The 25,835-nt window shown below is 37.0% G+C and carries 21 protein-coding genes; 14 read left to right on the forward strand and 7 right to left on the reverse strand.

What is annotated here, in order from left to right:
* The 10 genes from EK417_RS08680 to EK417_RS08725 all read left to right on the forward strand — a co-directional run bounded on the left by EK417_RS08680 (position 1) and on the right by EK417_RS08725 (position 13,108).
* On the forward strand, positions 1 to 519 hold the full coding sequence (locus EK417_RS08680; RefSeq protein WP_181416118.1) for a nuclear transport factor 2 family protein: 519 nt from the start codon (positions 1 to 3) through the stop codon (positions 517 to 519).
* Positions 519 to 1,937 carry an MFS transporter gene (locus EK417_RS08685; protein ID WP_136521928.1) on the forward strand — a complete coding sequence of 473 codons (1,419 nt, stop codon included), beginning with the start codon at positions 519 to 521 and terminating at the stop codon, positions 1,935 to 1,937. Before EK417_RS08680 ends, EK417_RS08685 begins: the two co-directional genes overlap by 1 nt.
* A 587-nt stretch (positions 1,938 to 2,524) precedes the next feature.
* Positions 2,525 to 3,253 carry a pirin family protein gene (locus tag EK417_RS08690; protein WP_110367265.1) on the forward strand — a complete coding sequence of 243 codons (729 nt, stop codon included), beginning with the start codon at positions 2,525 to 2,527 and terminating at the stop codon, positions 3,251 to 3,253.
* Between the two features lie 37 nt (positions 3,254 to 3,290).
* Positions 3,291 to 3,842: an NADPH-dependent FMN reductase gene (locus tag EK417_RS08695; protein ID WP_076594255.1), complete on the forward strand. Its 552-nt coding sequence runs from the start codon at positions 3,291 to 3,293 to the stop codon at positions 3,840 to 3,842.
* A gap of 308 nt (positions 3,843 to 4,150) precedes the next feature.
* Positions 4,151 to 5,143, forward strand: coding sequence for a phosphoribosylformylglycinamidine cyclo-ligase (gene purM / locus EK417_RS08700; RefSeq protein WP_110367264.1), 993 nt, complete (start codon positions 4,151 to 4,153; stop codon positions 5,141 to 5,143).
* A gap of 83 nt (positions 5,144 to 5,226) precedes the next feature.
* The gene (gene purN, locus EK417_RS08705; protein WP_136521929.1) at positions 5,227 to 5,793 is read left to right on the forward strand and encodes a phosphoribosylglycinamide formyltransferase; all 567 of its coding nucleotides are present in this window, start codon (positions 5,227 to 5,229) and stop codon (positions 5,791 to 5,793) included.
* Between the two features lie 174 nt (positions 5,794 to 5,967).
* Positions 5,968 to 7,485 carry a bifunctional phosphoribosylaminoimidazolecarboxamide formyltransferase/IMP cyclohydrolase gene (gene purH / locus EK417_RS08710; RefSeq protein ID WP_110367262.1) on the forward strand — a complete coding sequence of 506 codons (1,518 nt, stop codon included), beginning with the start codon at positions 5,968 to 5,970 and terminating at the stop codon, positions 7,483 to 7,485.
* Positions 7,486 to 7,575: 90 nt separating this feature from the next.
* A complete protein-coding gene (gene purD / locus EK417_RS08715) occupies positions 7,576 to 8,814 on the forward strand; it encodes a phosphoribosylamine--glycine ligase (protein ID WP_076594259.1) in 1,239 nt (412 codons plus the stop codon).
* 172 nt (positions 8,815 to 8,986) lie between these two features.
* Positions 8,987 to 10,516 carry a glutamine-hydrolyzing GMP synthase gene (guaA, locus tag EK417_RS08720; protein WP_076594260.1) on the forward strand — a complete coding sequence of 510 codons (1,530 nt, stop codon included), beginning with the start codon at positions 8,987 to 8,989 and terminating at the stop codon, positions 10,514 to 10,516.
* Between the two features lie 1,089 nt (positions 10,517 to 11,605).
* On the forward strand, positions 11,606 to 13,108 hold the full coding sequence (locus EK417_RS08725; protein ID WP_076594263.1) for a bifunctional GNAT family N-acetyltransferase/carbon-nitrogen hydrolase family protein: 1,503 nt from the start codon (positions 11,606 to 11,608) through the stop codon (positions 13,106 to 13,108).
* A gap of 57 nt (positions 13,109 to 13,165) precedes the next feature.
* Here the strand turns inward: EK417_RS08725 and EK417_RS21035 are convergent, their stop codons facing one another.
* Positions 13,166 to 13,330: a hypothetical protein gene (locus tag EK417_RS21035; RefSeq protein ID WP_168801959.1), complete on the reverse strand. Its 165-nt coding sequence runs from the start codon at positions 13,328 to 13,330 to the stop codon at positions 13,166 to 13,168.
* Positions 13,331 to 13,542: 212 nt separating this feature from the next.
* Between EK417_RS21035 and EK417_RS08730 the strand changes: the two genes are divergently transcribed.
* The 3 genes from EK417_RS08730 (at position 13,543) to EK417_RS08740 (ending at position 17,297) form a co-directional block, all read left to right on the forward strand.
* On the forward strand, positions 13,543 to 15,192 hold the full coding sequence (locus tag EK417_RS08730) for an ABC1 kinase family protein (RefSeq protein ID WP_110367259.1): 1,650 nt from the start codon (positions 13,543 to 13,545) through the stop codon (positions 15,190 to 15,192).
* Between the two features lie 88 nt (positions 15,193 to 15,280).
* The gene (locus tag EK417_RS08735) at positions 15,281 to 15,790 is read left to right on the forward strand and encodes a hypothetical protein (RefSeq protein WP_110367258.1); all 510 of its coding nucleotides are present in this window, start codon (positions 15,281 to 15,283) and stop codon (positions 15,788 to 15,790) included.
* A gap of 154 nt (positions 15,791 to 15,944) precedes the next feature.
* Complete coding sequence (locus EK417_RS08740) at positions 15,945 to 17,297, forward strand: DEAD/DEAH box helicase (protein WP_136521930.1); 1,353 nt, start codon at positions 15,945 to 15,947, stop codon at positions 17,295 to 17,297.
* Between the two features lie 76 nt (positions 17,298 to 17,373).
* On the opposite strand, the gene EK417_RS08745 is transcribed toward EK417_RS08740, so the two are convergent.
* The 5 genes from EK417_RS08745 to EK417_RS08765 all read right to left on the reverse strand — a co-directional run bounded on the left by EK417_RS08745 (position 17,374) and on the right by EK417_RS08765 (position 21,304).
* Positions 17,374 to 18,030 (reverse strand): GDSL-type esterase/lipase family protein, encoded by a 657-nt coding sequence (locus EK417_RS08745; protein WP_076594267.1) that lies wholly within the window; start codon positions 18,028 to 18,030, stop codon positions 17,374 to 17,376.
* 66 nt (positions 18,031 to 18,096) lie between these two features.
* Complete coding sequence (locus tag EK417_RS08750) at positions 18,097 to 18,558, reverse strand: lipocalin-like domain-containing protein (protein WP_076594268.1); 462 nt, start codon at positions 18,556 to 18,558, stop codon at positions 18,097 to 18,099.
* A gap of 306 nt (positions 18,559 to 18,864) precedes the next feature.
* Entirely contained in the window at positions 18,865 to 20,028 is a 1,164-nt protein-coding gene (locus EK417_RS08755) for an iron-containing alcohol dehydrogenase (RefSeq protein ID WP_076594269.1), read from the reverse strand.
* Between the two features lie 228 nt (positions 20,029 to 20,256).
* Positions 20,257 to 20,862, reverse strand: coding sequence for a hypothetical protein (locus tag EK417_RS08760; protein WP_136521931.1), 606 nt, complete (start codon positions 20,860 to 20,862; stop codon positions 20,257 to 20,259).
* Positions 20,863 to 20,899: 37 nt separating this feature from the next.
* Positions 20,900 to 21,304 (reverse strand): hypothetical protein, encoded by a 405-nt coding sequence (locus EK417_RS08765; protein WP_136521932.1) that lies wholly within the window; start codon positions 21,302 to 21,304, stop codon positions 20,900 to 20,902.
* A 110-nt stretch (positions 21,305 to 21,414) separates the two neighbouring features.
* Between EK417_RS08765 and EK417_RS08770 the strand changes: the two genes are divergently transcribed.
* The gene (locus EK417_RS08770; RefSeq protein ID WP_136521933.1) at positions 21,415 to 23,949 is read left to right on the forward strand and encodes a phosphoenolpyruvate carboxylase; all 2,535 of its coding nucleotides are present in this window, start codon (positions 21,415 to 21,417) and stop codon (positions 23,947 to 23,949) included.
* Positions 23,950 to 24,158: 209 nt separating this feature from the next.
* Here the strand turns inward: EK417_RS08770 and EK417_RS08775 are convergent, their stop codons facing one another.
* Positions 24,159 to 25,760 (reverse strand): S8/S53 family peptidase, encoded by a 1,602-nt coding sequence (locus tag EK417_RS08775; protein WP_136521934.1) that lies wholly within the window; start codon positions 25,758 to 25,760, stop codon positions 24,159 to 24,161.
* Positions 25,761 to 25,835: the final 75 nt, after the last annotated feature.

Below are 25,835 nucleotides of genomic sequence, written 5' to 3' on the forward strand. Positions count from 1 at the left end.
ATGAATAAACTAACGACTGCTTATACATTAATCCTTTTTTTAATGGGTTTTTCTTTACTTACAGCACAATCGAAGACCGGATTTGAAAAAGAAAAATCGGAAATCACTACCATGCTTGATACCTTCAATGCTATGGCAGCAAAGGCCGATTACATTGCCTATTTTAATCTGTTTGCAGAGGAATCTACCTTTATTGGAACAGATGCTACTGAAATCTGGGATAAAAAAGCATTTATGGTATGGGCAAAACCTTATTTCGATAAAAAGAAAACCTGGAATTTTAAAGCCCTTAAAAGAAATATTTATTTCAGTAAAGACGGAAAACTGGCCTGGTTTGATGAATTACTGGATACCCAGATGAAAATTTGCAGAGGTTCGGGGGTAGTGGAAAAAATCAACGGAAGCTGGAAAGTAAAACAGTATGTTCTTTCCATGACTGTTCCCAATGAAGTGGTAGATAAAGTAGTTACAGAAAAAGCACCTATTGAAGATGCATTAATTAAAAAACTGAAATCATAATGGCAATAATGATGGGGAAATATGATACAGGAGCAGTAGGAAAAAGAAAAAAACCGGACTTATCCATGCTCCAGATTATTAATATGAGCATGGGATTCCTGGGAATTCAGATGGCGTTCGGATTACAAAACGGAAATGCCAGCCGTATTCTGGGGAATTTAGGAGCAGACGTTCACGAGCTGTCCTGGTTCTGGTTGGTGGCTCCCATTACAGGCTTGATCGTTCAGCCTATTATCGGTCATATGGGGGATAATACATGGAGTCCGTTGGGTAGAAGAAAGCCTTATTTCCTGATTGGAGCAGTCTTGTGTGCAATAGGGTTGGTTTTACTTCCTAATGCAGCTTCTGTTACTCAAATGTTTGCTGCCAATGCACTTTTGTTAGCCGTAATATTCCTCGCCATGATGGATGCTTCGGTCAATATCGCCATGGAGCCTTTCAGAGCTTTGGTGGGAGATATGCTCCCTAAACATCAGGGGACAATAGGGTTCTCGGTACAAACCATTCTGATTGGAATCGGGGCAGTACTGGGTTCATATTTGCCTGACTGGTTAACAAAACTGGGAATTTCAAACGAAGCACCAGCAGGATTTGTCGCCGATAATGTTATTTATTCTTTTTATATCGGGGCAGGATTGCTTATTATATCAATTCTGTATACCATCATGACAACCAGAGAATATTCTCCACAGGAATTTGCTGATTTTGAAGATGGAAAAGAAGCGGATCAACACAAATCCAAGTTTTCAGATATTTTTAAAGACTTTGCAGCAATACCTTTGCAGATGAAAAAGCTGGGAATTGTTCAGTTTTTCTCATGGTTTGCATTGTTTACCATGTGGGTTTTCACAACCAGTGCTCTGGCCACCCATCATTTTGGACTTTCCCCGGAAGATACCCATTCCAAGGCATTCAATGATGCCGGAGACCTTACCGGAAAGCTTTTCGGAATGTACAATCTCTGGGCAATTCCGTTTGCTTTTCTGCTGACACCTATTGCTAAACTGATCGGTAAAAAACAAACCCATGCTTTAGCCTTATTGTGTGGAGGTTTGGGATTGGTTTCAATGTATTTCATTAAAGATGTCAATAATTTATGGATCTCCATGATCGGATTAGGTTTTGCCTGGGCAAGTATTTTAGCAATGCCTTATGCAATGCTTATTGAGGTGATTCCACAAAGAAAAATGGGTGTTTATATGGGAATATTCAATTTCTTTATTGTGATTCCACAGATCATCAATGGTTTGTTCGGAGGTCCCATCGTAAGCGGGATTTTCGGAAAGCAGGCGATGGATTATGTGGTTGTAGGAGGTGTCTGCATGCTGATTGGAGCTGTAGTAACCATGATTTTTGTAAAATCTGAAGATGAAACTCCAAAAGAAATCGAAGAAGAAATCAAGCAGGTACACTTTTAAAAAATAAATAGTTGTACTGACCTATTCGTTTTAGTCATAATAGTTTCGATAGTCCCTGCCTGACATCGCTTAAAATTTAGGTTGGTATTCGGGTTGTCACCCTGAGCCTGTCGAAGGGTTATCACTAAGAAAACCTTCGTTAATCATTAATCTTGAGTATTAGGAATAAGTTAACTGGTTTAAACAAGTATCAATAGGAGCGGGCTTTAGCCCGCTTTTCTTTTAAACATTCATCAATTGGCTTTAGCCAAAACTTAAAATCTATCCTTCGTATACTTATTATTTTTTTTGATCCAAGATTGCAATAATCTCCCACAGATTTTTACAGATAACACGTATGCTTGCACTTGTTTAATCATTGGAAGAAAAAATATCCCATATAAAATTTTATCCCACATAAAATCTTTGTGCCTTAAAAACATATTGAAAATAAAAAAATCGCGTCTTTGCGTAATCCAACCTATAAAATGATCCTCACTTTCTGAGCTCTCTCAACCTTTTTAATTTCTCCAAATTTCCTTTCTTAACCTACATCAACTTTTTAAACATCCGCATACCGTACATTTGTAATATAAATAATCACAGAAATGAAAACAGTATATCATAAAGCAGATTCAAGAGGCCATGCCAACCACGGATGGTTAAATTCTTACCATACATTCAGTTTTGCCAACTATCAAAACAGAGACAGAACGAACTTTGGTGTTTTAAGAGTATTGAACGATGACACCGTTTCTCAGGGAATGGGCTTCGGAACACACCCGCACAGGGATATGGAAATTATTTCAATCCCTTTGGAAGGAGATCTGGAGCATAAAGATTCAATGGGAACTACAGCGGTGATCAGAAAAGGAGAAATCCAGGTGATGAGTGCGGGAACCGGTGTACAGCACAGCGAATACAATAAAAATAAAGATGAAGAAGTAAAATTCCTTCAGATCTGGGTTTTCCCAAGAGAATTGGATGTTGAACCTCGATACGATCAGAAAAGCATTAAAGAAGGTGAAAAGATCAACGGCTTCCAGCAGATCTTATCTCCCAATAAAAATGATGACGGAGTTTGGATTCATCAGGATGCATGGTTCAACTTAGCAAATTTTACAAAAGGAAATGGTAAAAATTATATGCTCAACAAAAAAGGAAACGGGGTTTATGCATTCGTTTTAAAAGGAAGTGCCAAAATAGGAGACCGTATTCTGAACGAAAGAGACGGATTAGGAATCTGGGATACCCAGAGTTTTAATATCGAAGCCGTGGAAGACACCGAAATATTATTAATGGAAGTCCCAATGGAGCTGCCGTCTTATCTTAAATAAAAAACTAAATTTGTAACCTTAAAAATAAGCCTCATATATGAAAATTTTAGCCATAGCAGGAAGTAATTCAGAAGTTTCAATAAACAAACAGTTGGTAGCCTATGCATCAACATTATTTGAAAATGCAGAAGTAGAAGTAATTGATTTAAATCCTTTTGAAATGCCAATCTATAAACACGAAAGAGAATTAGCAGGTGGTGTTCCACAGGAAGCTCATGATTTCGCAGCAAAAATTGACGGTGCTGATGTATTACTGGTTTCTTTGGGAGAGCACAACGGAACGTATTCTACAGCATTCAAAAATGTGTTCGATTGGGTATCCAGAATCAAAGACAGAACTGTCTGGAACGAAGTACCTATGCTATTGATGTCTACATCTCCCGGAGGTAGAGGCGGAGCAGGAGTTTTGGAGGCAGCGTCAAAGCGTTTTCCTTTCCATGGAGGAAATGTGGTAGAGACTTTTTCTCTTCCTTTCTTTAATGATAACTTTGATAAAGCAGCTCAGAAAATTTCTAATGAAGAGAAAGACAGCGAGTTAAAAGAAAAAATTAAGAAGATTGCAGCCATTGAAACAATCCTTGAAAAATAGAATTTGAATATTCGTTTAAAATTACTATTTTTGCAAAAAGAAAAGAGATGAAAATTCAGACCTCCTATAAACAATGTTTTTCTCATAAAGGGAAAGTTGTGGACTCTGAAATTCTGAGATAAAATAACGGCCGATAATCTGAAAAGATTGTCGGCTTTTTTGTTTTCTAAAATCGAGTATAAAAGTAATTATTAAAATAAAATGTACCAATATACTAATGTACCAATTTACCAATTCTCCGGTTTCCAAAGTGAAGCTATTGTTACATTGCTAAACTGATATATTGTTACATTATTAAATTATTAGACATGAGCAACACTTACAAATCAGCAGGAGTAGACAAAGAAGAAGGATATAAAACCGTCGACAAGATCAAAAAAGCGGTTGGTGAAACCCACAATTCCAATGTACTGAATCATTTGGGAAGTTTTGGGGCGTTCTATGAAATCGGGGGATACAAAAATCCGGTTCTTGTATCAGGAACAGATGGAGTAGGAACAAAGCTGAAAGTAGCTTTAGATACTAAAAAATATGATTCTATTGGGGTAGATTGTTTCGCAATGTGTGCCAACGATATTCTTTGTCACGGAGCAAAACCGTTATTCTTTTTAGATTATCTGGCTTGTGGAAAGCTGGATTCAGAAATTGCTGCAGAAATCGTTTTAGGAATGGTTGCCGCTTGTAAGGATAACAACTGTGCGCTGATTGGTGGTGAAACTGCTGAAATGCCTGGAATGTACCAGCCTGGAGATTATGATGTTGCCGGATTCTGTGTAGGAATCGTAGAAAAAGATCAGATCATTGATGGTTCTAAGATCAAGGCAGGAAACAAAATTATTGCATTACCAAGCTCAGGATTCCACTCAAACGGATTCTCTTTAGTAAGAAAAGTATTCCCGGACTTTGAAGAAGAGTTTGAAGGAAAACCGTTATACGAAACACTTTTAGTTCCTACAAGACTATATTATAAAGACATCCACAAAGTATTGGAAGAAGTGAAAGTAGAAGGGATTGCTCACATTACAGGAGGAGGTCTTTATGAAAACGTTCCAAGAATTATTCCTGAAGGACTTTGCGCTTCTATTGACGAATCAAAAATCAGAATTCCTAGTGTGATGCTTGAGCTTGAAAAAAGAGGTGGAGTAAAACGTGAAGAAATGCACGGAACATTCAATATGGGTGTAGGAATGGTAATCGTTGTAGATGCTGAACATGCTGAAAAAGTATTGCACCTTTTGGATGACGCTTACGAAATCGGAGTAATCACTGAAGGAGCAGAGAAAATCAATTTATCACTATAATAATATAACAATATAACAATGTACCGGTGTACCAATTAAATCATTGTTACATTGATAGACTGATACATTGTTACATTATTAATATGAAGAACATCGTTGTACTCGTATCCGGTTCAGGAACCAATCTGCAGAGAATCATTGATACTATTGACGCTGGAGAAATCCAGAATGCAAAAGTATCTTTGGTAGTGGCTGACAGAGAATGTTTCGGACTGGAAAGAGCAAAGAATCACAATATAGAAAACATATTGATTCCGAGAGGAAAGAATTTCAGCAGTGAATTGGCTAAAGTAATCCCTGAAAATACAGATCTTATTGTATTGGCAGGATTTTTATCCATCTTAAAATCTGAATTCTGTGAAAACTGGAATGGTAAAATAATCAATATTCACCCGGCTTTGCTTCCGAAATTCGGAGGAAAAGGAATGTGGGGAATGAACGTTCACAATGCAGTCATTGAAGCCAAAGAAACAGAGAGTGGGGCGACTGTACATTTTGTGACACCGGGCATTGATGAAGGAGAAGCTATTCTTCAGAAGTCTTTTGAAGTAACCACTGAAGATACTCCTGAAACGCTGGCTCAGAAAGTTCACCAGATTGAATATGAAATTTTCCCGCTAGCCATCAATAAGGTTCTGGGAAATGAATAAATATAACAATGTATCAGTGTACCAATTTACCAATGTTGAAGGTATTGTTACATTGCTAAATTGATACATTGTTACACTAATAAAAGAAATCTAAGTAAAATAAAAGTAAGTTCGGAGGTGAAAGACCCGGACACAGTTTGAAATAGCTGTAAAAAGTAAAAAATTGAAAGTAAAATGAGTAAAAAGAGAGTTTTAATCAGTGTTTCTGACAAAAGTGGATTAATTGAATTCGCACAGTTTTTGGAAGCTCAGAATTATGAGTTAATCTCAACAGGAGGAACGTTCAAACATTTGAAAGACGCTGGTTTAAATCCTATTCAGATTGATGAGGTAACCAATTTCCCTGAAATGTTGGATGGAAGAGTGAAAACTCTACACCCGAAAGTTCATGGTGGACTGCTGGCTGTCCGTACCAACGAAGAGCACATGAAAACCGTTCAGGAACACGGAATTGGTCTGATTGACATGGTGATTGTAAACCTTTACCCTTTCTTTGAAAATGTAAACAAGGATATTTCTTTACATGAGAAAGTAGAGTTTATTGACATCGGCGGCCCTTCAATGCTTCGTTCTGCAGCTAAAAACTTTGATTCTGTTACAGTTATCACTGATGTGGAAGATTATGCAGCAGTGAAAATTGAAATGGAACAAAACGGAGATACATACATCGAAACCCGTAAAAAGCTGGCAGGAAAAGTGTTCAATCTTACCTCTGCGTATGATGCAGCAATTTCAAGAATGCTTTTAGATGAAGAATATCCTGCTTATCTGAATGCTTCCTATAAAAAAGTAGCGGATCTAAGATACGGAGAAAACCCTCACCAGACAGCAGCTTACTACGTTTCTACTTTCGAGAACGGAGCGATGAAAGATTTCGAACAGCTTGGAGGTAAAGAACTTTCTTTCAACAATCTTCGTGATATGGACCTTTGCTGGAAAGTAGTCACTGAGTTCAAAGAAGAAATGGCCTGTTGTGCGGTAAAACACTCTACCCCTTGCGGAGTTGCCATTGGTACTTCAGCATTGGAAACCTACCAGAAAACATTCGAATGTGATCCGGTTTCCATCTTTGGCGGAATTGTTGCAATGAACTATAAGATTGATGCAGCAACAGCGGAAGAACTCAACAAAACTTTCCTTGAAATTGTAATGGCTCCTGAATTTGATGAAGAAGCCCTTGACGTTTTAAGAAAAAAGAAAAACCTGAGAATCATCAAAATCGTAAACCCGGTTTCAGACAAACAGACTTGGGTGAAAGTAGACGGAGGAATCCTTGTCCAGGATAATGACCTTCACTTTTCAGATGATATCAAAGTGGTAACTGAAGTACAGCCTACAGAAGAACAGAAAAAAGCATTACTTTTCTCTCAGAGAGTCGTAAAATATGTGAAGTCTAACGCAATTGTAGTTTCCAACGGAATTCAGGCATTCGGTATCGGAGGCGGACAGGTCAACAGAATCTGGGCAACTCAGCAGGCTATCGAAAGAGCAAAAGAGAAATTCTCAGGAGATTTAGTTCTGGCTTCAGATGCATTTTTCCCTTTCCGTGATGTGGTAGATTTCTGCGCTCAGGAAGGTATCAAGGCAATCATTCAGCCGGGTGGAAGTGTAAAAGATCAGGATAGTATTGAGGCGGCAAACGAGCACAATATTCCAATGATGTTTACAGGTGTCAGACACTTTTTCCACTAATTAAAATAGAATTAAAAAATAATTAGGGATTGTATTTTTAGCATTCAAAATTATATATTTGTAAAATAAGACTAGATAATAATATAAAGTATGAGAATATTAATCATAGGTGAAGGCGGTAGAGAATCTGCTTTAGCGGCAAAGCTTCAGAATGACTCAAGAATTTCTAAAATGTTTTTTGCCAACGGGAATGCTACTACCGATGTAATAGGGAAAAATGTTCATTTATCAGAAATCAAAGAACTTAGAGATTTCGCGATTAAAGAAAAAATTGATCTTACGATCGTAGGTCCTGAAGCTCCTCTTGTAGCGGGTATCAAGGATGAGTTTAAAAAGCATGATCTTAAAGTTTTCGGGCCTAATCAAAAAGTAGCGAGCCTGGAAGGAAGTAAAGCTTTCTCTAAGAAATTTATGCAGACCTATGATATCAAAACAGCTAAAGCGGTCGTATTTGATTCATACAATGACGCTAAAGAGTATGTGCAGACACAGCAATATCCTTTGGTAATCAAAGCTAGCGGTTTAGCAGGCGGAAAAGGGGTGGTTATCTGTGACAACCTTGAAGAAGCTGAAGCTACAATCCACGATTTCATGATCAGAAGAATCTATGGTGATGCTGGTATTCGTTTAGTTATTGAAGAATATTTACAAGGTTTTGAAGCGTCTATCATTGCTTTCTCTAACGGGGAAAAATTATTCCCTTGTGTAGCGGCTAAAGATTATAAAAAAGCTGGAAACGGAGATACAGGACCTAATACGGGAGGTATGGGTTCCGTAGCACCAAGCCCGGAATTTACTCAGGAGCACTATGCAGATTTTGAGAAAAATATCTTAGAACCTACTGTTAAAGGTCTTAAAGCTGAAGGTTTCGGATTTAAAGGAATCATCTTCTTTGGATTGATGGTAACGAAAAACGGAGCTTACCTTCTTGAATACAACATGAGATTCGGAGATCCTGAAACTCAGGTATTGATGGCATTAATGGAAAACAATCTTCTTGATGTGATCCAGGATTGTATGGAAGGAAAAGACATCGAGCTTAAGTTTAAAGACGAAAAAGCAGTTTGTTTGGTAATGTGTTCCGGAGGTTATCCGAGAAACATCGAAATAGGTTTCGAAATTACGGGTGAAGATAAACTGAAACACAGTAAACTGTTATACGCAGGAGCAATCAGCAAAGGAGATAAAGTAGTTTCCAATGGAGGTAGAGTACTGAACATTGTGGCTACAGGAGCTACTTACGAAGATGCCCGCAAAAAAGTTTACGAAGACGCAGGTCACGTACATTTCGATTACGGCTTCTACAGAGAAGACATCGGAAAGTTTTAATAAAAATCACGAAAAAAGATTTGGATACATTCCAAGTCTTTTTTTGTAAAACAGTTAAATAAGCAATAAGCTTTAAGCTACAGGCAGTATGCTTATTGCAGTATAAAAAGCTTATAGCCTGAAGCCTATTGCTTAAAGCTTATAATTAATCATCATTTATCAATTATCAAAAATGAACAACGGTATTATTATTTTAGATTTCGGATCCCAGTACAACCAGCTTATCGGAAGAAGAATCCGTGAGATGGGTGTATACTCTGAAATCTTGCCTTACAATACACCATTACAAGATATTTTAGCTAAACAGCCAAAAGGAATCATCCTTTCCGGTGGACCAAGTTCTGTAAATGCAGAAAATGCCCACCTGGTTGAAAAAGAATTATACGAGCAGGGAGTTCCTGTCTTGGGAATCTGCTACGGAATGCAGATGACGGCTCACCTTTTAGGAGGAAAAGTAAACAAAGGAGAAAAAGGAGAATACGGTAAAGCCAACCTTGAGATCGTTAAAGAAAGCTCTTTATTAAAAGGAGTTACTCAGAACTCTGTAGTTTGGATGAGCCACTTTGACGAAGTAGGAGAATTGCCTGCTGGTTTTGAATTAAATGCAAAATCAGGCGTAATCGCTTCTATCTCCAATGAAGACAAAAAAATCTTCTGCGTTCAGTTCCACCCGGAAGTTTCTCATACAGAAGAAGGAGGGAAAATGCTTGAAAATTTCGTTTTCAGCATCTGTAATGCAGAGAAAAACTGGAAACTGACCAACTATATTGAAAAAACAGTTGAGGAAATCCGTGAGAAAGTAGGAGACAATAAAGTAATCCTTGGTCTTTCAGGAGGGGTAGACTCTTCTGTAGCCGCTGTTTTGATCCACAAAGCAATCGGTGATCAGTTAACTTGTATCTTCGTAGATACGGGATTATTGAGAAAGGATGAAGGCAAAAAAGTAATGGATCAGTATGGAGAGCATTTCCATATGAACATTAAAATGGTAGATGCCAAAGAAAGATTCCTAACAAAATTAGCCGGAGTAGACGATCCTGAAGCGAAGAGAAAAATCATCGGAAACGAATTCATCCATGTTTTTGACGAAGAATCTCACAAAATTGAAGGTGCTAAATTCTTAGCTCAGGGGACTATTTATCCTGATGTTATCGAAAGCCAGTCTGTCAACGGACCATCTGCAGTAATCAAGTCTCACCACAACGTTGGAGGACTTCCTGAAGATATGGAATTTGAATTATTAGAGCCATTAAGAGAGCTTTTCAAGGATGAAGTAAGAAGAGTAGGAGAAGAATTGGGAATTCCTCACCATTTGGTATACAGACACCCTTTCCCAGGTCCTGGATTAGGAATCAGAGTATTGGGAGCGGTAGATGCTGAAAAAGTAAGAATCCTTCAGGAAGCTGATGATATCTTCATTGAAGAATTATACAAAAATGACCTTTACGAAAAAGTATCTCAGGCTTTCGTAGTCCTTCTTCCTGTAAAATCTGTAGGAGTAATGGGTGACGAAAGAACTTACGAATATACAGCGGTAGTTCGTTCTGCCAACACCATCGACTTTATGACAGCAACATGGAGCAGACTTCCTTACGAGTTCTTAGATACTGTTTCAAGCAGAATCATCAACGAAGTAAGAGGAATCAACAGAGTAGCGTACGATATTTCAAGCAAACCGCCTGCAACGATTGAGTGGGAATAATTTCTGACTTGAATTTAGATATAATCCTGCCCGTTTTTGGGTGGGATTTTTTTGTTAAAACTGTTTTAATGAAAAAACGATTACAATAATATTGATAACAATTAACAAGCAATATACCAGTTTAAAGAGTATATGCTTATGGAAAATAACGTAATTTATTAACATTGTAATCATTAAGTAAAAGTAAATGAAACTTTTTACTTCCTGAGGTTTTATTTCAGATGCTGAAAACAAGTTTAAATTATGTGAAAGATTGATCATTGAGTCTGAATAAAAAATTCTTAAAATAAAAATAATGGTGATACTGATGAGTAAAGTTACTGCGTATGGTTTCATCAGCTAATAAAAATTTAATATAATCATTACTCTCCGATAAAAAGTTATAAATACATTGAGAATATCAATATTTACAGCATGAATTAACAGGCCGCTCCTCCGGAGCCATAATTTTAAAACAAATATGTCCTATTAACAGTTTAGCTCCCAGTGGAGCTGGATTTGATCCCGTCGGGATCTGCTGTTAGTAGAAAAAAAGAAGTTCCCATAAAAATAAAGCTCCGGAGGAGCGACCTGTTAATTACGCTTTAATTTTAATCGGACGAGAATCATTTTTAATTGACATTGTAAAATAAAAATCTTCAGCAGAAAAAGCATTCAAATTTTCCATAAATTCAAAATAAACATTGTAAATGTCAGGATTTACAGATAGATATGGATTAGAGAGAGTATCAACACTAATGTATTCTATATCATGAAATGAATGAAGAATATTTTTTACTTGTAAAGCATATTGACTTTCGATAAAAATCAGAGGATTAATTCAAACAGATATATCCGATGGTTTTATTTTCAAGGCACAGAATAGTACTTTTTTTTCTGTATCCATTTCTATATCAATACTATAATGAGGTATAAGTGTCTCCATGACAGACCTGAAGTCAGAATGTTTCCAGTAATTATTTGAATAAACTGCTGTTTGCAAAGTTGCGGTGATATCCACTGTTAAATTTTGTATAAATAGTTTGGGAAGTACTTTGTATAAGGATATAAGTAAAATATTTTCCCTAAATTTAAGTAAAATTACATCAAATGCAAATAGAAACAAGAAACCTGACGCTTCAGGATTATGATGAACTGGCGGAAACGATGAAAAGGGCCTACCCGCAAATGTCGGAGTCCATTTGGTCCAAAAAAAGTATTGATAAGCTTACAAAAATGTTCCCTAATGGGCAGATATGTATTACTGTCGATGGAAAATTGGCTGCTGTAGCACTTTCTATCATCGTCAATTATGAAGAATTCGGGGATGAACATACCTACAGCGATATTACGGGAAATTATACATTTAATACCCATACTTCCACGGGAAATGTTCTTTATGGAATTGAAGTTTTCGTAGATCCTGAGTTTCGGGAGTTGCGCTTGGGAAGAAGGCTTTATGATGCCCGAAAAGAACTTTGTGAACACTTAAATCTGAAATCCATTGTTCTGGGCGGCAGAATCCCGAATTATCACAAATACAGCCATGAATTTTCTCCAAGAGAATATATCCGGAAAGTAAGAGATAAAGAGATTTATGATCCGGTATTGTCTTTCCAGCTTTCCAATAATTTTCTTCCGATAAGAATCCTGAAAAAATACCTTCCGGAAGATGAAGCATCCAGAGAAAATGCAGTTCTTTTACAATGGAACAACATCTATTACAGCAGAAAACCGAATACCATGCAGGACAGCATTATCCGTCTCGGATTGGTGCAATGGCAGATGAGGCACTTCAGAGATATTGAAGCCTTTTATGAACAGGTGGAATTTTTTGTGAATGTAATGGGAGATTATAAATCCGATTTTGTCCTGTTTCCGGAACTTTTCAATACACCTTTATTAGCTCCTTTCAACAATCTTTCTGAAAGAGACAGTATGATAGAATTGGCTAAGCTTACGGAACAGATTAAAAAGAAAATTTCAGAACTGGCCATAAGCTATAACGTGAATATTATTTCCGGAAGTATGCCTGTTTTTGATAATAATGATTTGTATAATGTCAGTTATCTTTTGCACCGTGACGGGCGTATAGACGAATACCGGAAAATTCACATTACTCCGAATGAAAAGAGATATTATGGAATGAAAGGAGGAAATGAAATTAAAGTATTTGATACCGACTGCGGAAAAATAGGTCTCGTGATCTGCTACGACGTAGAATTTCCGGAATTACCGAGGATTTTAGCCGACCAGGGCATGAAAGTACTGTTTGTTCCTTATCTGACAGACACTCAGAATGCTTATATGAGAGTACGCCACTGTGCTGCAGCAAGAGCCATTGAAAATGAATGCTACGTAGCCATTGCCGGATGTGTAGGAAACCTTCCTAAGGTCAATAATATGGACATTCAGTTCGGACAGGCAGCCGTATTTACCCCTTCCGACTTTGCCTTCCCATCCAATGCTGTAAAAGGAGAAGCGACTCCCAATACAGAAATGACATTGATTGTGGATGTAGATCTGAATCTCCTGAAAGATCTCCATCACAACGGTTCTGTTCAGGTGATGAAAGACCGCAGAAAAGATCTTTATGAGACTTATCTTAAATAACAAAACAGAATGCGAAAGCATTCTGTTTTTATTTTACCTAAAATTTTTTTGAGCAGCTTACATATACTCAGGACATACTACAGCAGGGCAGATCAATTTTGGACATCTTGGTCTTCCATCTTTAGGGCAGCATTCGTTGGAGCAGTTTCCGATAATGATCCCGCTTCCTGCAATCCCTTTTAATTGCGCTCTTGAAAGTTTGTTGTTACGTAAATTTTTCATGTGCTAATATTTTTGATTTGTTTTAATTTTGTACGCTGTAAATATATTAATTTTTATAATATATGATGCTATTTTGTTGTTATTGATGTATTTTATTCTTTAAAATATTGGTTATGTGTTATTATTTTTAATTTATTCATCGGTTTTGTAGTCATAATTCTTTTCATAAAGGAACAATTTTTGGAGTAAATTGCATCTACTATTGATACACTATGTTTGACAAGCCTCAAAGAAAACTGAAAAGATCCGCAAGACTGATTTCCGTACTAAGTAAATATGGATTCAAAGATATTCTTGCAAGAATGAATGGAAATAAACAGGAAGAATCTTCCTCCGGTAATTCAGATGAAATCATTTCAAAAGGAACCGTTTACGAAAGAATAAGACTGGCTCTTGAAGAGCTGGGACCTACGTTTGTAAAATTGGGTCAGACATTCAGTAACAGAGAAGACCTATTACCGCCGGAATTGATTCAGGAGCTGCAGAGGCTTCAGGACAAAGTGGAAACAGTAGAGATGGATGTAGAGGAAGCACTGGAAAATGAATTTAATATTTCTGTGAAAGATTATTTCCGAGAAATCCAAAAAAAACCTTTGGCTACTGCTTCCATTGCGCAGGTTTATAAGGCTGTTCTGCTGGATGGCAGTCCTGTGATTTTAAAATTGAGAAAGCCTAATGTACAGTCAGTCATTGAAGATGACTTACTTTTGATTAAAGATATTGAAAAGCTGATATCTGCCTACTCGGAAATAGGAGAAAAGCTGAATCTGAAACAGGCTATTTCTACCTTTGAAAGGTCTTTGCTGGAAGAAGTTTCCCTGATCAATGAAAAGAACAATATCCTGCAGTTCCGTGTGAATTTTAAGAACAATAAAGAAACTTATGTTCCTAAAGTATACGAAGAGTTTTCCAACAACAATATTCTCTGTATGGAATTTATTGATGGGATCAAAGTAACCGATACATCTGCCCTGGTGGAAAATGATATCGATCCTGTAAAGGTTTCAGAAACAGGATTAAGACTTTTTGTATCACAGATTTTAGACTATGGATTTTTTCATGCTGATCCTCATGCCGGAAATATTTTAGTGAGAAAAGACGGTAAAATTGTTTTCATTGATTTTGGAGCAATTGGGAAAATTCTGCCTAATGATAAAGAAATTCTTGAAAATCTTATCATAAGCTTCGTCGCCAAAAACTCTCATAAAATAGTCCGTTCTCTCAAAAAAATGGCCATAAGCTATGAAATACCTGATGAAAGGCGTTTTGAAAATGATGTGGAAGAAATTCTGAATTTTGTTCACAGTTCATCATTACAAGATATCAATGTACAGCTAATCATCAACAAGATGAAGGATATTCTAAAAGATAACAGGCTCTATATGCCGGATTATTTTTATCTTTTATTCAAAGGAATCAGCCTGATAGAAGGGGTGGGAAGGAGTATTAATCCAGATCTTGATATTGTTAAAAGTCTTCATCCTTACACCAAAAAGATTTTCACCAGGAAAATAAGCCCTAAGAACCTGTTAAAGACAGGGATGGACAGGATGATGAATTTCACGGATAATGTAGATGAAATCCCCAAAGAACTTCGTTCCGTTCTTCAAAAACTGGATGATAATAAATTCACCGTTTCCAGCGAAATCAAAAATATAGAGAAGACCAACCAGCTCATCAAATCCAGTGTGGTGAATCTTATACTAGCCATGGTTCTAGGGGCAAATATCATAGCCACTGCTATCGTTTTTTCTTCGGAATCAGGACCCAGAATAGGAGAACTTTCGGTAGTAGCAGTTTTAGGCTTTATCTTTTCGATCCTTTTGGTCGTAATCATCCTGCTGAGGGTAACCAGAAAATAAACGTAATTTAAAAACCAATTATCCACCCAAAAATCCCGTCTCTTACTCAACACTCTGTTATACCTGCAACCCGTAATTTCAGCCAACAATGAAAACGCTTATTATACCAGTAATCGCCTTATTCAGTTCTTATAGTTTCGCTCAGCAAACAAATGAAGAGAAACTTCAGGGAGATTTTGATGGCAGCGGAACAAAAGAATACGCTTACACAAAAGTCAGCGAATGTGGTGAGGAATGTGAAGGAAAGTGTGAAACCACTATTTATTTCAGTGATAAAAACATAAAGCCTATAAAGATCATACCCGCAAACCAGGGAAGTCTGTATAATCTGGGAGATCTTAATGGCGATGGGAAAGATGAGATTGGCTTTTATCCGAATTGGTGTACCAGCTGCTGGCATCCGTTTTATGTGTATACTTTGGATAAAACTGACTGGAAGCCATTATTGCCTCCTATCTCAACCCATTGTAATCAGTGGGAAGAAGAGCAATTTCCTATCAGAAAAGATCCGAAAAAGAAAGGGTATGTTATCGTTACTTCCAGCAAATGGATAGATGATGATATTAAAATAATCAGTGAAAGTGTAAAGGTAAATTAGCATGTTAACTTCTTGCTGGTGGTTCTTTGTTGCTGAAAATATCAATGCATTTGGCAGCGATTTTCTATATTCAGATAGCTACTCCCTAAAACCTGCTGTCTAATATCTGCCACCTCTAATTTTCAACTTCTAATTAAATACCTATCTTTGCAAAATGGAAAAACTCACTTTTGCGGATTTTGACCTTCCGGTTAAAATTCTCGATGTTTTAGCGGATCTGGAATTATTTGAACCTACTCCAATTCAGGAGAAGAGCTTAAAGCCTATACTTTCGGGAAGAGATGTAATGGGAATTGCGCAGACAGGAACCGGGAAAACATTAGCTTATCTTTTACCCGTTCTGAAAACCTGGAAATACAGCAAGACAGGAAACCCAACTGTTTTGGTGCTTGTTCCTACAAGAGAACTGGTGGTGCAGGTAACAGAAATTCTTGAAAAACTGACAGAAAATATCACTGCAAGAGTAATCGGAATATACGGAGGAAAGAATATCAATACCCAAAAACTATTGTTCAACGATGGCTGCGATATTCTGGTAGGAACACCGGGAAGAGTAATGGATCTTTCTATAGACAACGCTATTTCTCTGAAAGAAGTTCAGAAGCTGATCATTGATGAGTTTGATGAGATGCTTAACCTGGGTTTCAGACCACAGCTTACTCACATTTTTGAAATGATGAAAGAGAAGAGACAGAATATTCTTTTCTCTGCAACCATGACGGAAGCGGTAGATGAAATGCTGGATGTGTATTTTGCCAGTCCAATTGAAATTTCGTTGGCTAAATCCGGAACGCCACTGGAGAAAATAGAGCAGATTGGTTACAAAGTTGAAAACTTTAATACTAAAATCAATTTACTTGAACATTTACTGAAGACCAATACTGATATGTCCAAAGTATTGATTTTTAATAATAATAAGAGACATGCCGATTTGCTCTTTACTAAAATTGATGAGCTTTTCCCTGAACAGTTTGATGTGATCCACTCGAATAAATCACAAAACTACAGACTAAAAGCAATGAAAAGGTTTGAAAATGAAGAGATCAGAGGTTTGATTACGACGGATGTAATGGCAAGAGGTCTTGATATTTCAAATATTACTCATGTAATCAATTTTGAAACGCCCGATATTCCCGAACAATATATCCACAGAATCGGTAGAACGGGTAGAGCAGATAAAGAAGGAACAGCTTTGGTTTTTGTAACGAAAAAAGAAGAACCTTTACTTCTGGATATTGAGCTTTTGATGGATAAGGCATTGAAATTTAATGAATTTCCTGAGGAAGTTAAGATCAATCCTAAAAAGATCGCCGCTGAAGAAGAGCAGATCGTTATGAAAAATCCTGCACAGGTAAAACTGAATGATGGCGGTGGAGCATTCCATGAGAAAAAGGCTAAAAATACCAAAGAAAACTGGGGTGGACCTTCCAAAAGAAAAGCACCTAAGAAATATGGAGCCAACAGGGCTCAGCAGAAAGCAAAATCTAAATCGAAAAGAAAGAAATAAAATAAAAACGATTCCTGATACGGGAATCGTTTTTTATTTTAAAGCAAGTCCTCATCCTGAAAATCCAGCTTATTTTTTATTTCAGATAAGGAGTGATCACCTTAGCCCAGATGTTATATCCTTCCGGCTTAAAGTGAAGCATATCTTCCACAAAAATATCTTTTCTTACGTTTCCGTCAGCATCTTCCATTGCTTTTGTAACATCAATGAATTCAGCATTGGGTTCTTTTTTCATAAAGGCAGCGATCTTTTTGTTGGCTATTTTTATTTGAGGCCAGATCACTTCTCTGCTTGGCGAATATTTGATCGAGATATAATCTATTTCAATATCAGGAAATCTCTCACGTATTTTTCTGTAAAAGCTTTTGAATCGGTTAACGACCACTTTGGCTTTTAGCTGGTGATTATCTGCAAAATCATTTTCGCCACAGTAAATAATGATCTGTTTGGGCTGATAAGGAGCTAAAAGGTCATTCGCAAAATCATTAAGATCCGTAAGTCTTGATCCTCCAAACCCTCTGTTGATAATAGTTTTACCCGGGAAATAATCTGCTACATCCGTCCATTTTGTGAATGATGAGCTTCCCAGAAAAAGGATAGCATCCTTTTGAGGCGGATTTTGCTGGTCAAGCTTTTTAAACTCCTGGATGTCTTGCCAGAACATGGGTTTTTTCTCCTGAGAAAAGGCAATAGCAAAGTACAGCAATAGAAATGCTGATAGAATCTTCTTCATTATATTCAGTTTTAAATTTAACTATAAAAGTAATAAAAAAACTCCCGATTAACGGGAGTTTATAATTTATCTTTCGTAGGTAATATAAGGAATGTCGGGAATTTTATCTCCGTCCATATCAAATAGTCCTGACTGCTGAGCCATTTTTAAATTTTTGCCTGTCAATACATCTATTCTGTAATTGACCGTACCCTCATCATCAAGTTTAATTCCAATAACTTTTGAGTCAGCATCATAAGTGTATCTTCCCTCACTTTTCTGATCCATTTGACAGTCTGCACCTGTTCCTGTATATGCTGTATAGCTCACATAATAATCTGTTCTGAAGAAAAGAGTATTTTTGGTTGCACATCCGGTGTTTGGATACATTTGAAGCACTGTTTTATTATCTTTTCCGGAAATAATTTCTCTTTTAACTTCCTTCCAGTCTCCCTTCATGATTTCCATATCATAAGCTTCAAGATTGTCATCTTTACAAGAAGTAAGCGCCAGGGCAGAAAAGGCAAATAAAAGTAGCTGTTTTTTCATTTTCACAAATTTAAGAATATGCTAAAATATAAATAAATTTGAAATATCTGTAATGAAATAGTGAATTTTTAAACGAATGTTTGTAAATTAAATAATTTTGAGAATAAAATCAGTATTTTCGAGCAGATAAATTCCTTTTAAAAATAAAAAATTGATTTAAAGACAAAAGATATTATCCCTTTATCTAACATCAAAAGAAGCGGACAAAAGCCCGCTTCCTATACAATTAAAAGCCACTCCGGCTTCAGTCAGAATGTAAAATACTAAACCTTAAACTTAGAATTTTAAACCTTAAACTTTAAATTCCTAGTAGCTCATTTCTACAATCTTATACGCGTCCTGCGGAGTCAGTTTTTTATATTCTCCAAGGCCAAGCCAGTTTCTATCCGTAAAAGCTTTTTCAACTTTTTCAGCAGTTCCTTTAAAGTCCTCCGTATATTCGGAAAGTCTGGTTTTGATGTGAAGACTGTGGAAGAATTCTTCCAGTTTTTTAATACCCAGTTCAGCTTTCTCTTCTACAGTTCCTTCTTTGATTCCCCAGACTCTTTCAGCGTACTGAGCCAGTTTTCCTTTTTTATCTTCGAAATTGTAACGGTAATGAGAAGGTGCAATAATTGCCAGGGTTCTTGCATGATCAATACCGAAATATGCTGTCAGCTCGTGTCCCATAGCATGTACTGCCCAGTCTGTAATCACTCCTTTCTGGATCAGTCCGTTCAAAGCCATTGTACAGCACCACATAAAGTTTCCGGCAGCATCATAGTTGAAATCATCAGCCAGTACTTTAGGAGCGGTTTCCTGTAGACTGATCAGAATGCTTTCTGCAATTCTTTCCTGAAGGTCCGCAGAAGAAGGAGCCGTCATATATTGCTCTAAAACGTGAGTATAGGCATCTGTGATTCCGTTCACGATTTGATTTTTCGGAATAGATCTGATCACTTCCGGATCCAGTACAGAAAACTGCGGGAAAAGCCCGGGTCCTCCTGAAGATAATTTCTCATTGGTTTCTCTTCTGGAAATAACGTAACCTGAATTCATTTCCGAACCTGTTGCAGGCAGTGTTAAAATACTTCCGAAAGGCATTCCCTGTCCTTCAAATGTTCTTACCGACTTTCTCAGGATCTCCCACGGTTCACCATCATAATTGGCTGCTGCAGAAAGAAATTTTGTGCCGTCAATTACAGATCCGCCCCCTACAGCAAGAAGGTAAGTGATGTTTTTTTCTTTGATAAAGCTTAGGGCATTGATCAGAATTTCATATTCAGGATTGGCAGGAACTCCACCAAATTCATATAAATCATGGTCTTTCAACGCCTCTTTTACCTGATCGTAAACACCATTGTTTTTGATGCTTCCACCGCCGTAAATCATTAATATTCTCGCGTCTTTGGGGATTTCTTTGGAGATTTTAGCGATTTCGCCTTTTCCAAAAAGTATTTTTGTAGGATTTTTAAACTCGAAATTAAGCATTATTCTAAATTTATTTTAAGCCAAATTTACGGAATGAAAAAAGAAAAGTGAGTTAATAAAATTTTAAAATTGCTATCATTCAGTTTTATGAAAGCTATTGAGGCAAGCAGCCCTTTTGTTTTTAGATGATAACTTTTCAAATCCAAAATAGATGAGTTCTAAGAATAAAGTATCTTCCCTTAATTCCCTTTATCAGCCTAAAAAGCTTACTATTTTCCAAAAAAGCGGTTACAGAGAAGTACAGTTTTCATCTTTCGCATATACTCCATTCCTTTTCGCTTCCAGCTTTCCGGTTCTTCTGTTGATTGTAACTAAAAAAGACTCTTTCACAGCCGGACAGCCCTTAGACTGCATAAGATACATAGAAAAATGACGGTTGTCCATTTTATAAGCTCCGGTAAAACGGTTGCTTGTATCTACCGAATAACCATACGTTTTGGCCAGTAAAATCGCTTCAGGAAGATTATCAACAGTTCCTATAAAATCTCTCAGCTGTTGTTCACTGGAAAAATAAACAGCCCTTTCGTTTTTACACGCAAGAATGTATGAAAAACAATTGTTCCCGATGCATTTCTGGAAAAAACCTCTTTCAGGAACAGGTTCATTGATCGTCATAAAATCAGGAGCCTGGCTTTCGTAGATAACTGCTTTTTCATAATCCATATCATTGCTGAGAACGCGCCAGTAAGCATAATCTTTATCAGGAACTATGAAAGGATAGAGGTATTCTGCGGTATCAAGGATATCAGGAATTTTTTTATAATCATCGGGAACCTTGATCTGGCTGTAAAGCAGATTAGAGAGAATCAGGGAAAATGCGATGATTACTTTCATAGAGAATGTGTTGTCTGTACAAATTTAAGAAAGAGAATTATTCCAATACAATTTTATAATATCCTTTTTCAGCAGTTACATCAATATCTATACCTGTAAACGTTAATTTATTGATTTGATAGCCATCACACCCTCCATTAAATTCTGATGACTGAATTGAAAAATCCAGGTCTTTAATATTAGAAAAGAATTTATACTTTTTTGTTCCATTATAAGCCCCTACGTTTTCTAAAAGGACTCTATTATCGGATGTTTTGGATAATTGCACACTGGCATTATTTTCATCCTGAATAGAATAAGTTGTTAATGTTCCATTGGTGATAAGATTTTCATTATTGGAATTGACGAACTCAAAAATGATGGGTAATGGTGCATTGTAACAATCTTTTTCACAAGAGATGAATAGAAGGGTAATGAGTAAGAAAGTCAATATTTTTTTCATGGATTACAGATGATGTATAGAGTAAATTTACTATTATTTTTTTGCATTTTGCCCTCAATTTTTGTCATTTGTCAATTAAATTAATTTTAAAATCGCTTACATTTGTTACTATGATACATGACCAACGCGCAGAAAAATTCAGGCAGATCGTGGAAAATAAGTTCCAGATCTACAATTCATTATTTATGAGCCTGCCTTATGATAAAATGACGAATATCGGAATGCTGCTTCCGTTTCTCTATGAAGAAAGCAGAACCGGCTATGAAGCAGGAAAAACTCCTGAAAATATCGTCGAAGAATTTTTTAAAAACCATACCGATCTTCAGAACGAAGAGCAGAAACTTGAACTGCTTTTCAAGATCATCCAGTATATAGAAAGACAGGTTGTTTTGTTCGATAGTATTGAGGATGCTGCATTTCCCAACCTTCATTCTGAAAGTGATAACGGTACGGTAACCAATCTCTTTGAACGTTCTTTTCAGGATCATAAAATTGAAAAAGTACGCGAAAAATTGAAAGATTTTAGCGTTAAGGTTGTATTTACTGCGCATCCTACTCAGTTTTATCCAAGTTCGGTACAGAGAATTATTCAGGATTTGAGAGGGGCTATTACCCATGATTCGGTGACTCAGATTGATACGCTTCTGCAGCAGCTGGGGAAAACTCCTTTTGTCAACAAAGAAAAACCGACTCCAATAGATGAGGCACTGAGCATTATTTCTTATCTGAGATATGTATATTATGATACCATTGGCGAACTGTTTACGAAGATCAAAAAGACTTTCGGGAACGGTCATTTTCACCTTCATGAAGATATTATCCAGCTTGGTTTCTGGCCGGGAGGTGACAGAGACGGAAATCCTTTTGTAACAGCAGAGGTAACGAAAAGAGTAGCGGAAGAACTTCGTTCTGCTATTCTGAAATCATACTACAGCCACTTAAAATTTATCAGGAGAAGATTGAGTTTCAGAGGCGTTTCCGAAGTGTTAACCCAATTAAGCGAAGAGCTGTATGCTGCCATTTTTGATGGAAAAGACATTAAAGCAGAAGATATTTTAAAGAAAGCAGCCGAAGCAGAAAAAATACTGACCAACGAACATAACTCTTTGTTTTTAGATCTTTTGATTAATTTCAGAGACCGTGTGATGATCTTCGGTACTCACTTTGCAACCTTGGATATCCGTCAGGACAGCAGAATTCACCAGAAAGTTATTGATGAGGTGTATGCAAAAGTATATGGAAATGAAGAGGCTGATTACGAGAAGAAATTCAATAAGCTGATTCAGATTTCTGAAAAAATAAATGCAGATGATTTCGAAGACATTGTAAAAGATACTTTGTTAACGGTTTCTCAGGTTTCAGAAATTCAGGATCTGAATGGATTACGAGGCATGAACCGCTATATTATTTCCAATTCTGATGCCGTAAAAGACGTGATGAACGTATATGCCTTCTTTAAAATCTGCGGTTATAAAGATGAAGAGATCAATATGGATATTGTTCCGCTTTTTGAAACCATGGAAGGGCTTGCCAATGCAGAAAATGTAATGAATGAGCTGTATCATAATCCAGTCTACAAAAAGCATCTTGAGAAAAGAGGAAACCAGCAGACGATTATGCTTGGATTCTCAGATGGAACCAAAGACGGAGGATATTTAAAAGCCAACTGGGAAATCTATAAAGCCAAAGAAGTACTCACAAAACTTTCGGAACAGAATAATATTAAAGTTGTTTTCTTTGATGGCAGGGGAGGCCCGCCGGCAAGAGGAGGTGGAAAAACCCACGATTTCTATGCTTCCCAGGGAAAAACGATTGCCAATAATAAGATTGAATTAACCATTCAGGGGCAGACGATTACCAGTATTTTCGGAAACAAGGAGCAGGCAAAATACAACTTTGAACAGCTTCTGACAGCAGGTGTTGAAAATGATGTATTTAAAAATTCAAAAAAAGAACTTACAGAAAAGGAAAGAGCTTTGATTATAGAGCTTGCAGATATCAGCTATAAAAAATATTCGGATCTGAAAGCGCATCCCATGTTTGTGCCTTACCTTCAGGAAATGAGTACGCTTGAATATTACGGAAAAACGAATATCGGAAGCCGCCCTTCAAAAAGAGGAAACGGAAGCGAGCTTAAATTTGAAGATCTGAGAGCCATCCCGTTTGTAGGCTCATGGTCACAATTAAAACAGAATGTACCGGGATTTTTCGGTTTTGGATATGCGATGCAAAAGATGAAAGAGCAGGGCAGATTTGAAGAGGTAAGAGAACTGTACAAAGGTTCGGATTTCTTTAAAACTTTAGTTTTGAACTCCATGATGAGTATGAACAAGTCTTACTTCCCATTGACTTATTATATTAAAAATAACCCGAAATTTGGAGCATTCTGGAATATTCTTTTCGATGAATACGAGCTTTCCAGAGATATTATGTTGGAGCTGACAGGATTTAAAATGCTTCAGGAAGAAGATCCTTTATCCAGAAAATCTGTGAAGATCCGTGAGAAGATTGTGCTTCCGCTGTTAAGTATCCAGCAGTATGCTTTGATGAAAATTCAGAAAGGAGAAGGGAACAAAGAAGCTTACGAAAAGCTGGTGACGCGTTCATTATTCGGAAATATTAATGCCAGTAGGAATTCTGCATAAGTTATTACGAAAGTAATAGGATATCAATAGGAATGGGTTATAATCCTGAGCGTAGTAGAAGGATGCCCATTCTTTTTTTATTAACCAATCCTCCGGCTTCAGCCAAAACATAGGATATACAGTTTGAGAAAAAATAGTTTTCACACATTCAACAGATCAAATAAAATATAGAATCTGTTCAATCTGTTGGATGTGCAGGAGACAAATAATTATTCCTTTAAGAATTTTTCATAGAAAACCTTATCCTTCGTCTGAATTTTCAGATAATAGGTTCCTTTTGCAAAATCTTCCACTTTTATAGATTTCTGCTGGTTGCTTTTTCTGATTAATCTTCCCAGATTATCATATATTTCCAGGGACTGAACTTCTTGTTCTGATGCTACATTAAGAATGTTTTTTGCAGGATTCGGAAAGATAGAATACGTTTCTTTTTTTACAATTTCAGATGTATTCAGAACAAGATTGTATAAGCTTCCGAAATTAAGGATTCCAAATCCCATCTGATCCGAATGGGCAGGATAAAGTGATGCCGTCTGTCTCAGCTTTGTTCTCATCTGCTCTCTGTTCATCGCTGGAAACGCCTGGATAAGACATGCAACACCGCCGGCAGCAATAGGAGTCGCAATTGAAGTTCCATTCACAATTAAGGTAGCATTATCATAAACGGTTGTCGTACCGGTTCCCTGGGTACTTCCGTCCGGTTTTACCACCCCGAGAGCATTAGGCCCGAAAGAAGAAAACCCTGAAGCATTTCCGGCAGAATCTACAGATCCGATAGAAAATACTTTAGCATTATCAGCGGGTGTCATAAGGTAATGCCACGGCTGTTGTCCCGAGTTACCGGCAGCGGCAAGAACAAAAATACCTTTTTCAGCAGCAATGCCTGCTCCGCGGGCAATAAAGGAGGTATTGCCATCCATATTGGCATACGTATAATTGTAACGGCTTTCGTCAAAAATATTGTAACCCAATGATGAAGTAATGATTTCAACTCCTTTTCTGTCTGCTTCCTCAGCCGCCTCAATCCAGTATAGCTCTTCTTCGGGAATCTCTACGGTAGCATTTTCACTGCGGTAAAGGTAAAAATCAGCATCAGGTGCAGCTCCTGCAAAAACGTCTTGAAGATATCCGCCAATAACACCTAACACAACGGAACCATGAGTACTGAGAGCCGTATTATAAATATCTGCGGTTTTGGTAACAAAATCATAAGAAGCTTTGATATGATTATTCGTCCATAATCTTGTAAAGGCAGCTCCTGTATTCACAGTTGGGAATCCTGCATCAATTACCGCTATGGAAACTCCTGTTCCCGTATAACCTGCCAGATGAAGCGGCCGGATATTCACCTGGTCTATTTGTCCTGCCCCTGATCCATAATTGAAGTTGGTAAGTGTTTTATTGATACTGGCATCGTCTTTCCATTTTCCTGATGATGTTTTCACGGTAGTAGAAGTGTTTCTGGCAAAACTTTCAACAGAGGAAACATAAGATTGGGCCTGTAATAACGTTTTTTGCGCCGGAGTGGCATTTACAGCTGCTCCATTAAGCCATTTTGAGTAATCCTTAACAACAAATCCCAAATTTTGAAGATTCTGAAGGTAAGACTGTTCAATAGGAGCATCCTGATCATTAAGCGGTATTCCCAGCATTGTACGTCTGTTGAGTGATTTCTGGCTGAGCTCTGACAGCGGATTGGCATAAAAAGCAGCTTTATTAGGCTTATCCGTAAAGTAAACAAAAACAAGCTCCGTTTGTGCAGAAACGGTTAGGTAACCTGTTAGGAAACAAAAGAGTAAAAGTTTTTTCATAAAATTTATTTGTATAAAGATAAAAACAAAATCAATAAAATTTTTGATAGGATTTTAAATTCCTTATTTTTACAG

It is taken from the genome of Chryseobacterium candidae (genome assembly GCF_004916905.1).
GTDB classification, from domain to species: domain Bacteria; phylum Bacteroidota; class Bacteroidia; order Flavobacteriales; family Weeksellaceae; genus Chryseobacterium; species Chryseobacterium candidae.

Coding starts and splice junctions, on each gene's coding strand:
- EK417_RS08680 (WP_181416118.1), top strand. CDS start 1: ATGAATAAACTAACGACTGCTTATACATTAATCCTTTTTTTAATGGGT.
- EK417_RS08685 (WP_136521928.1), top strand. CDS start 519: ATGGCAATAATGATGGGGAAATATGATACAGGAGCAGTAGGAAAAAGA.
- EK417_RS08690 (WP_110367265.1), top strand. CDS start 2,525: ATGAAAACAGTATATCATAAAGCAGATTCAAGAGGCCATGCCAACCAC.
- EK417_RS08695 (WP_076594255.1), top strand. CDS start 3,291: ATGAAAATTTTAGCCATAGCAGGAAGTAATTCAGAAGTTTCAATAAAC.
- purM (WP_110367264.1), top strand. CDS start 4,151: ATGAGCAACACTTACAAATCAGCAGGAGTAGACAAAGAAGAAGGATAT.
- purN (WP_136521929.1), top strand. CDS start 5,227: ATGAAGAACATCGTTGTACTCGTATCCGGTTCAGGAACCAATCTGCAG.
- purH (WP_110367262.1), top strand. CDS start 5,968: ATGAGTAAAAAGAGAGTTTTAATCAGTGTTTCTGACAAAAGTGGATTA.
- purD (WP_076594259.1), top strand. CDS start 7,576: ATGAGAATATTAATCATAGGTGAAGGCGGTAGAGAATCTGCTTTAGCG.
- guaA (WP_076594260.1), top strand. CDS start 8,987: ATGAACAACGGTATTATTATTTTAGATTTCGGATCCCAGTACAACCAG.
- EK417_RS08725 (WP_076594263.1), top strand. CDS start 11,606: ATGCAAATAGAAACAAGAAACCTGACGCTTCAGGATTATGATGAACTG.
- EK417_RS21035 (WP_168801959.1), bottom strand. CDS start 13,330: ATGAAAAATTTACGTAACAACAAACTTTCAAGAGCGCAATTAAAAGGG.
- EK417_RS08730 (WP_110367259.1), top strand. CDS start 13,543: ATGTTTGACAAGCCTCAAAGAAAACTGAAAAGATCCGCAAGACTGATT.
- EK417_RS08735 (WP_110367258.1), top strand. CDS start 15,281: ATGAAAACGCTTATTATACCAGTAATCGCCTTATTCAGTTCTTATAGT.
- EK417_RS08740 (WP_136521930.1), top strand. CDS start 15,945: ATGGAAAAACTCACTTTTGCGGATTTTGACCTTCCGGTTAAAATTCTC.
- EK417_RS08745 (WP_076594267.1), bottom strand. CDS start 18,030: ATGAAGAAGATTCTATCAGCATTTCTATTGCTGTACTTTGCTATTGCC.
- EK417_RS08750 (WP_076594268.1), bottom strand. CDS start 18,558: ATGAAAAAACAGCTACTTTTATTTGCCTTTTCTGCCCTGGCGCTTACT.
- EK417_RS08755 (WP_076594269.1), bottom strand. CDS start 20,028: ATGCTTAATTTCGAGTTTAAAAATCCTACAAAAATACTTTTTGGAAAA.
- EK417_RS08760 (WP_136521931.1), bottom strand. CDS start 20,862: ATGAAAGTAATCATCGCATTTTCCCTGATTCTCTCTAATCTGCTTTAC.
- EK417_RS08765 (WP_136521932.1), bottom strand. CDS start 21,304: ATGAAAAAAATATTGACTTTCTTACTCATTACCCTTCTATTCATCTCT.
- EK417_RS08770 (WP_136521933.1), top strand. CDS start 21,415: ATGATACATGACCAACGCGCAGAAAAATTCAGGCAGATCGTGGAAAAT.
- EK417_RS08775 (WP_136521934.1), bottom strand. CDS start 25,760: ATGAAAAAACTTTTACTCTTTTGTTTCCTAACAGGTTACCTAACCGTT.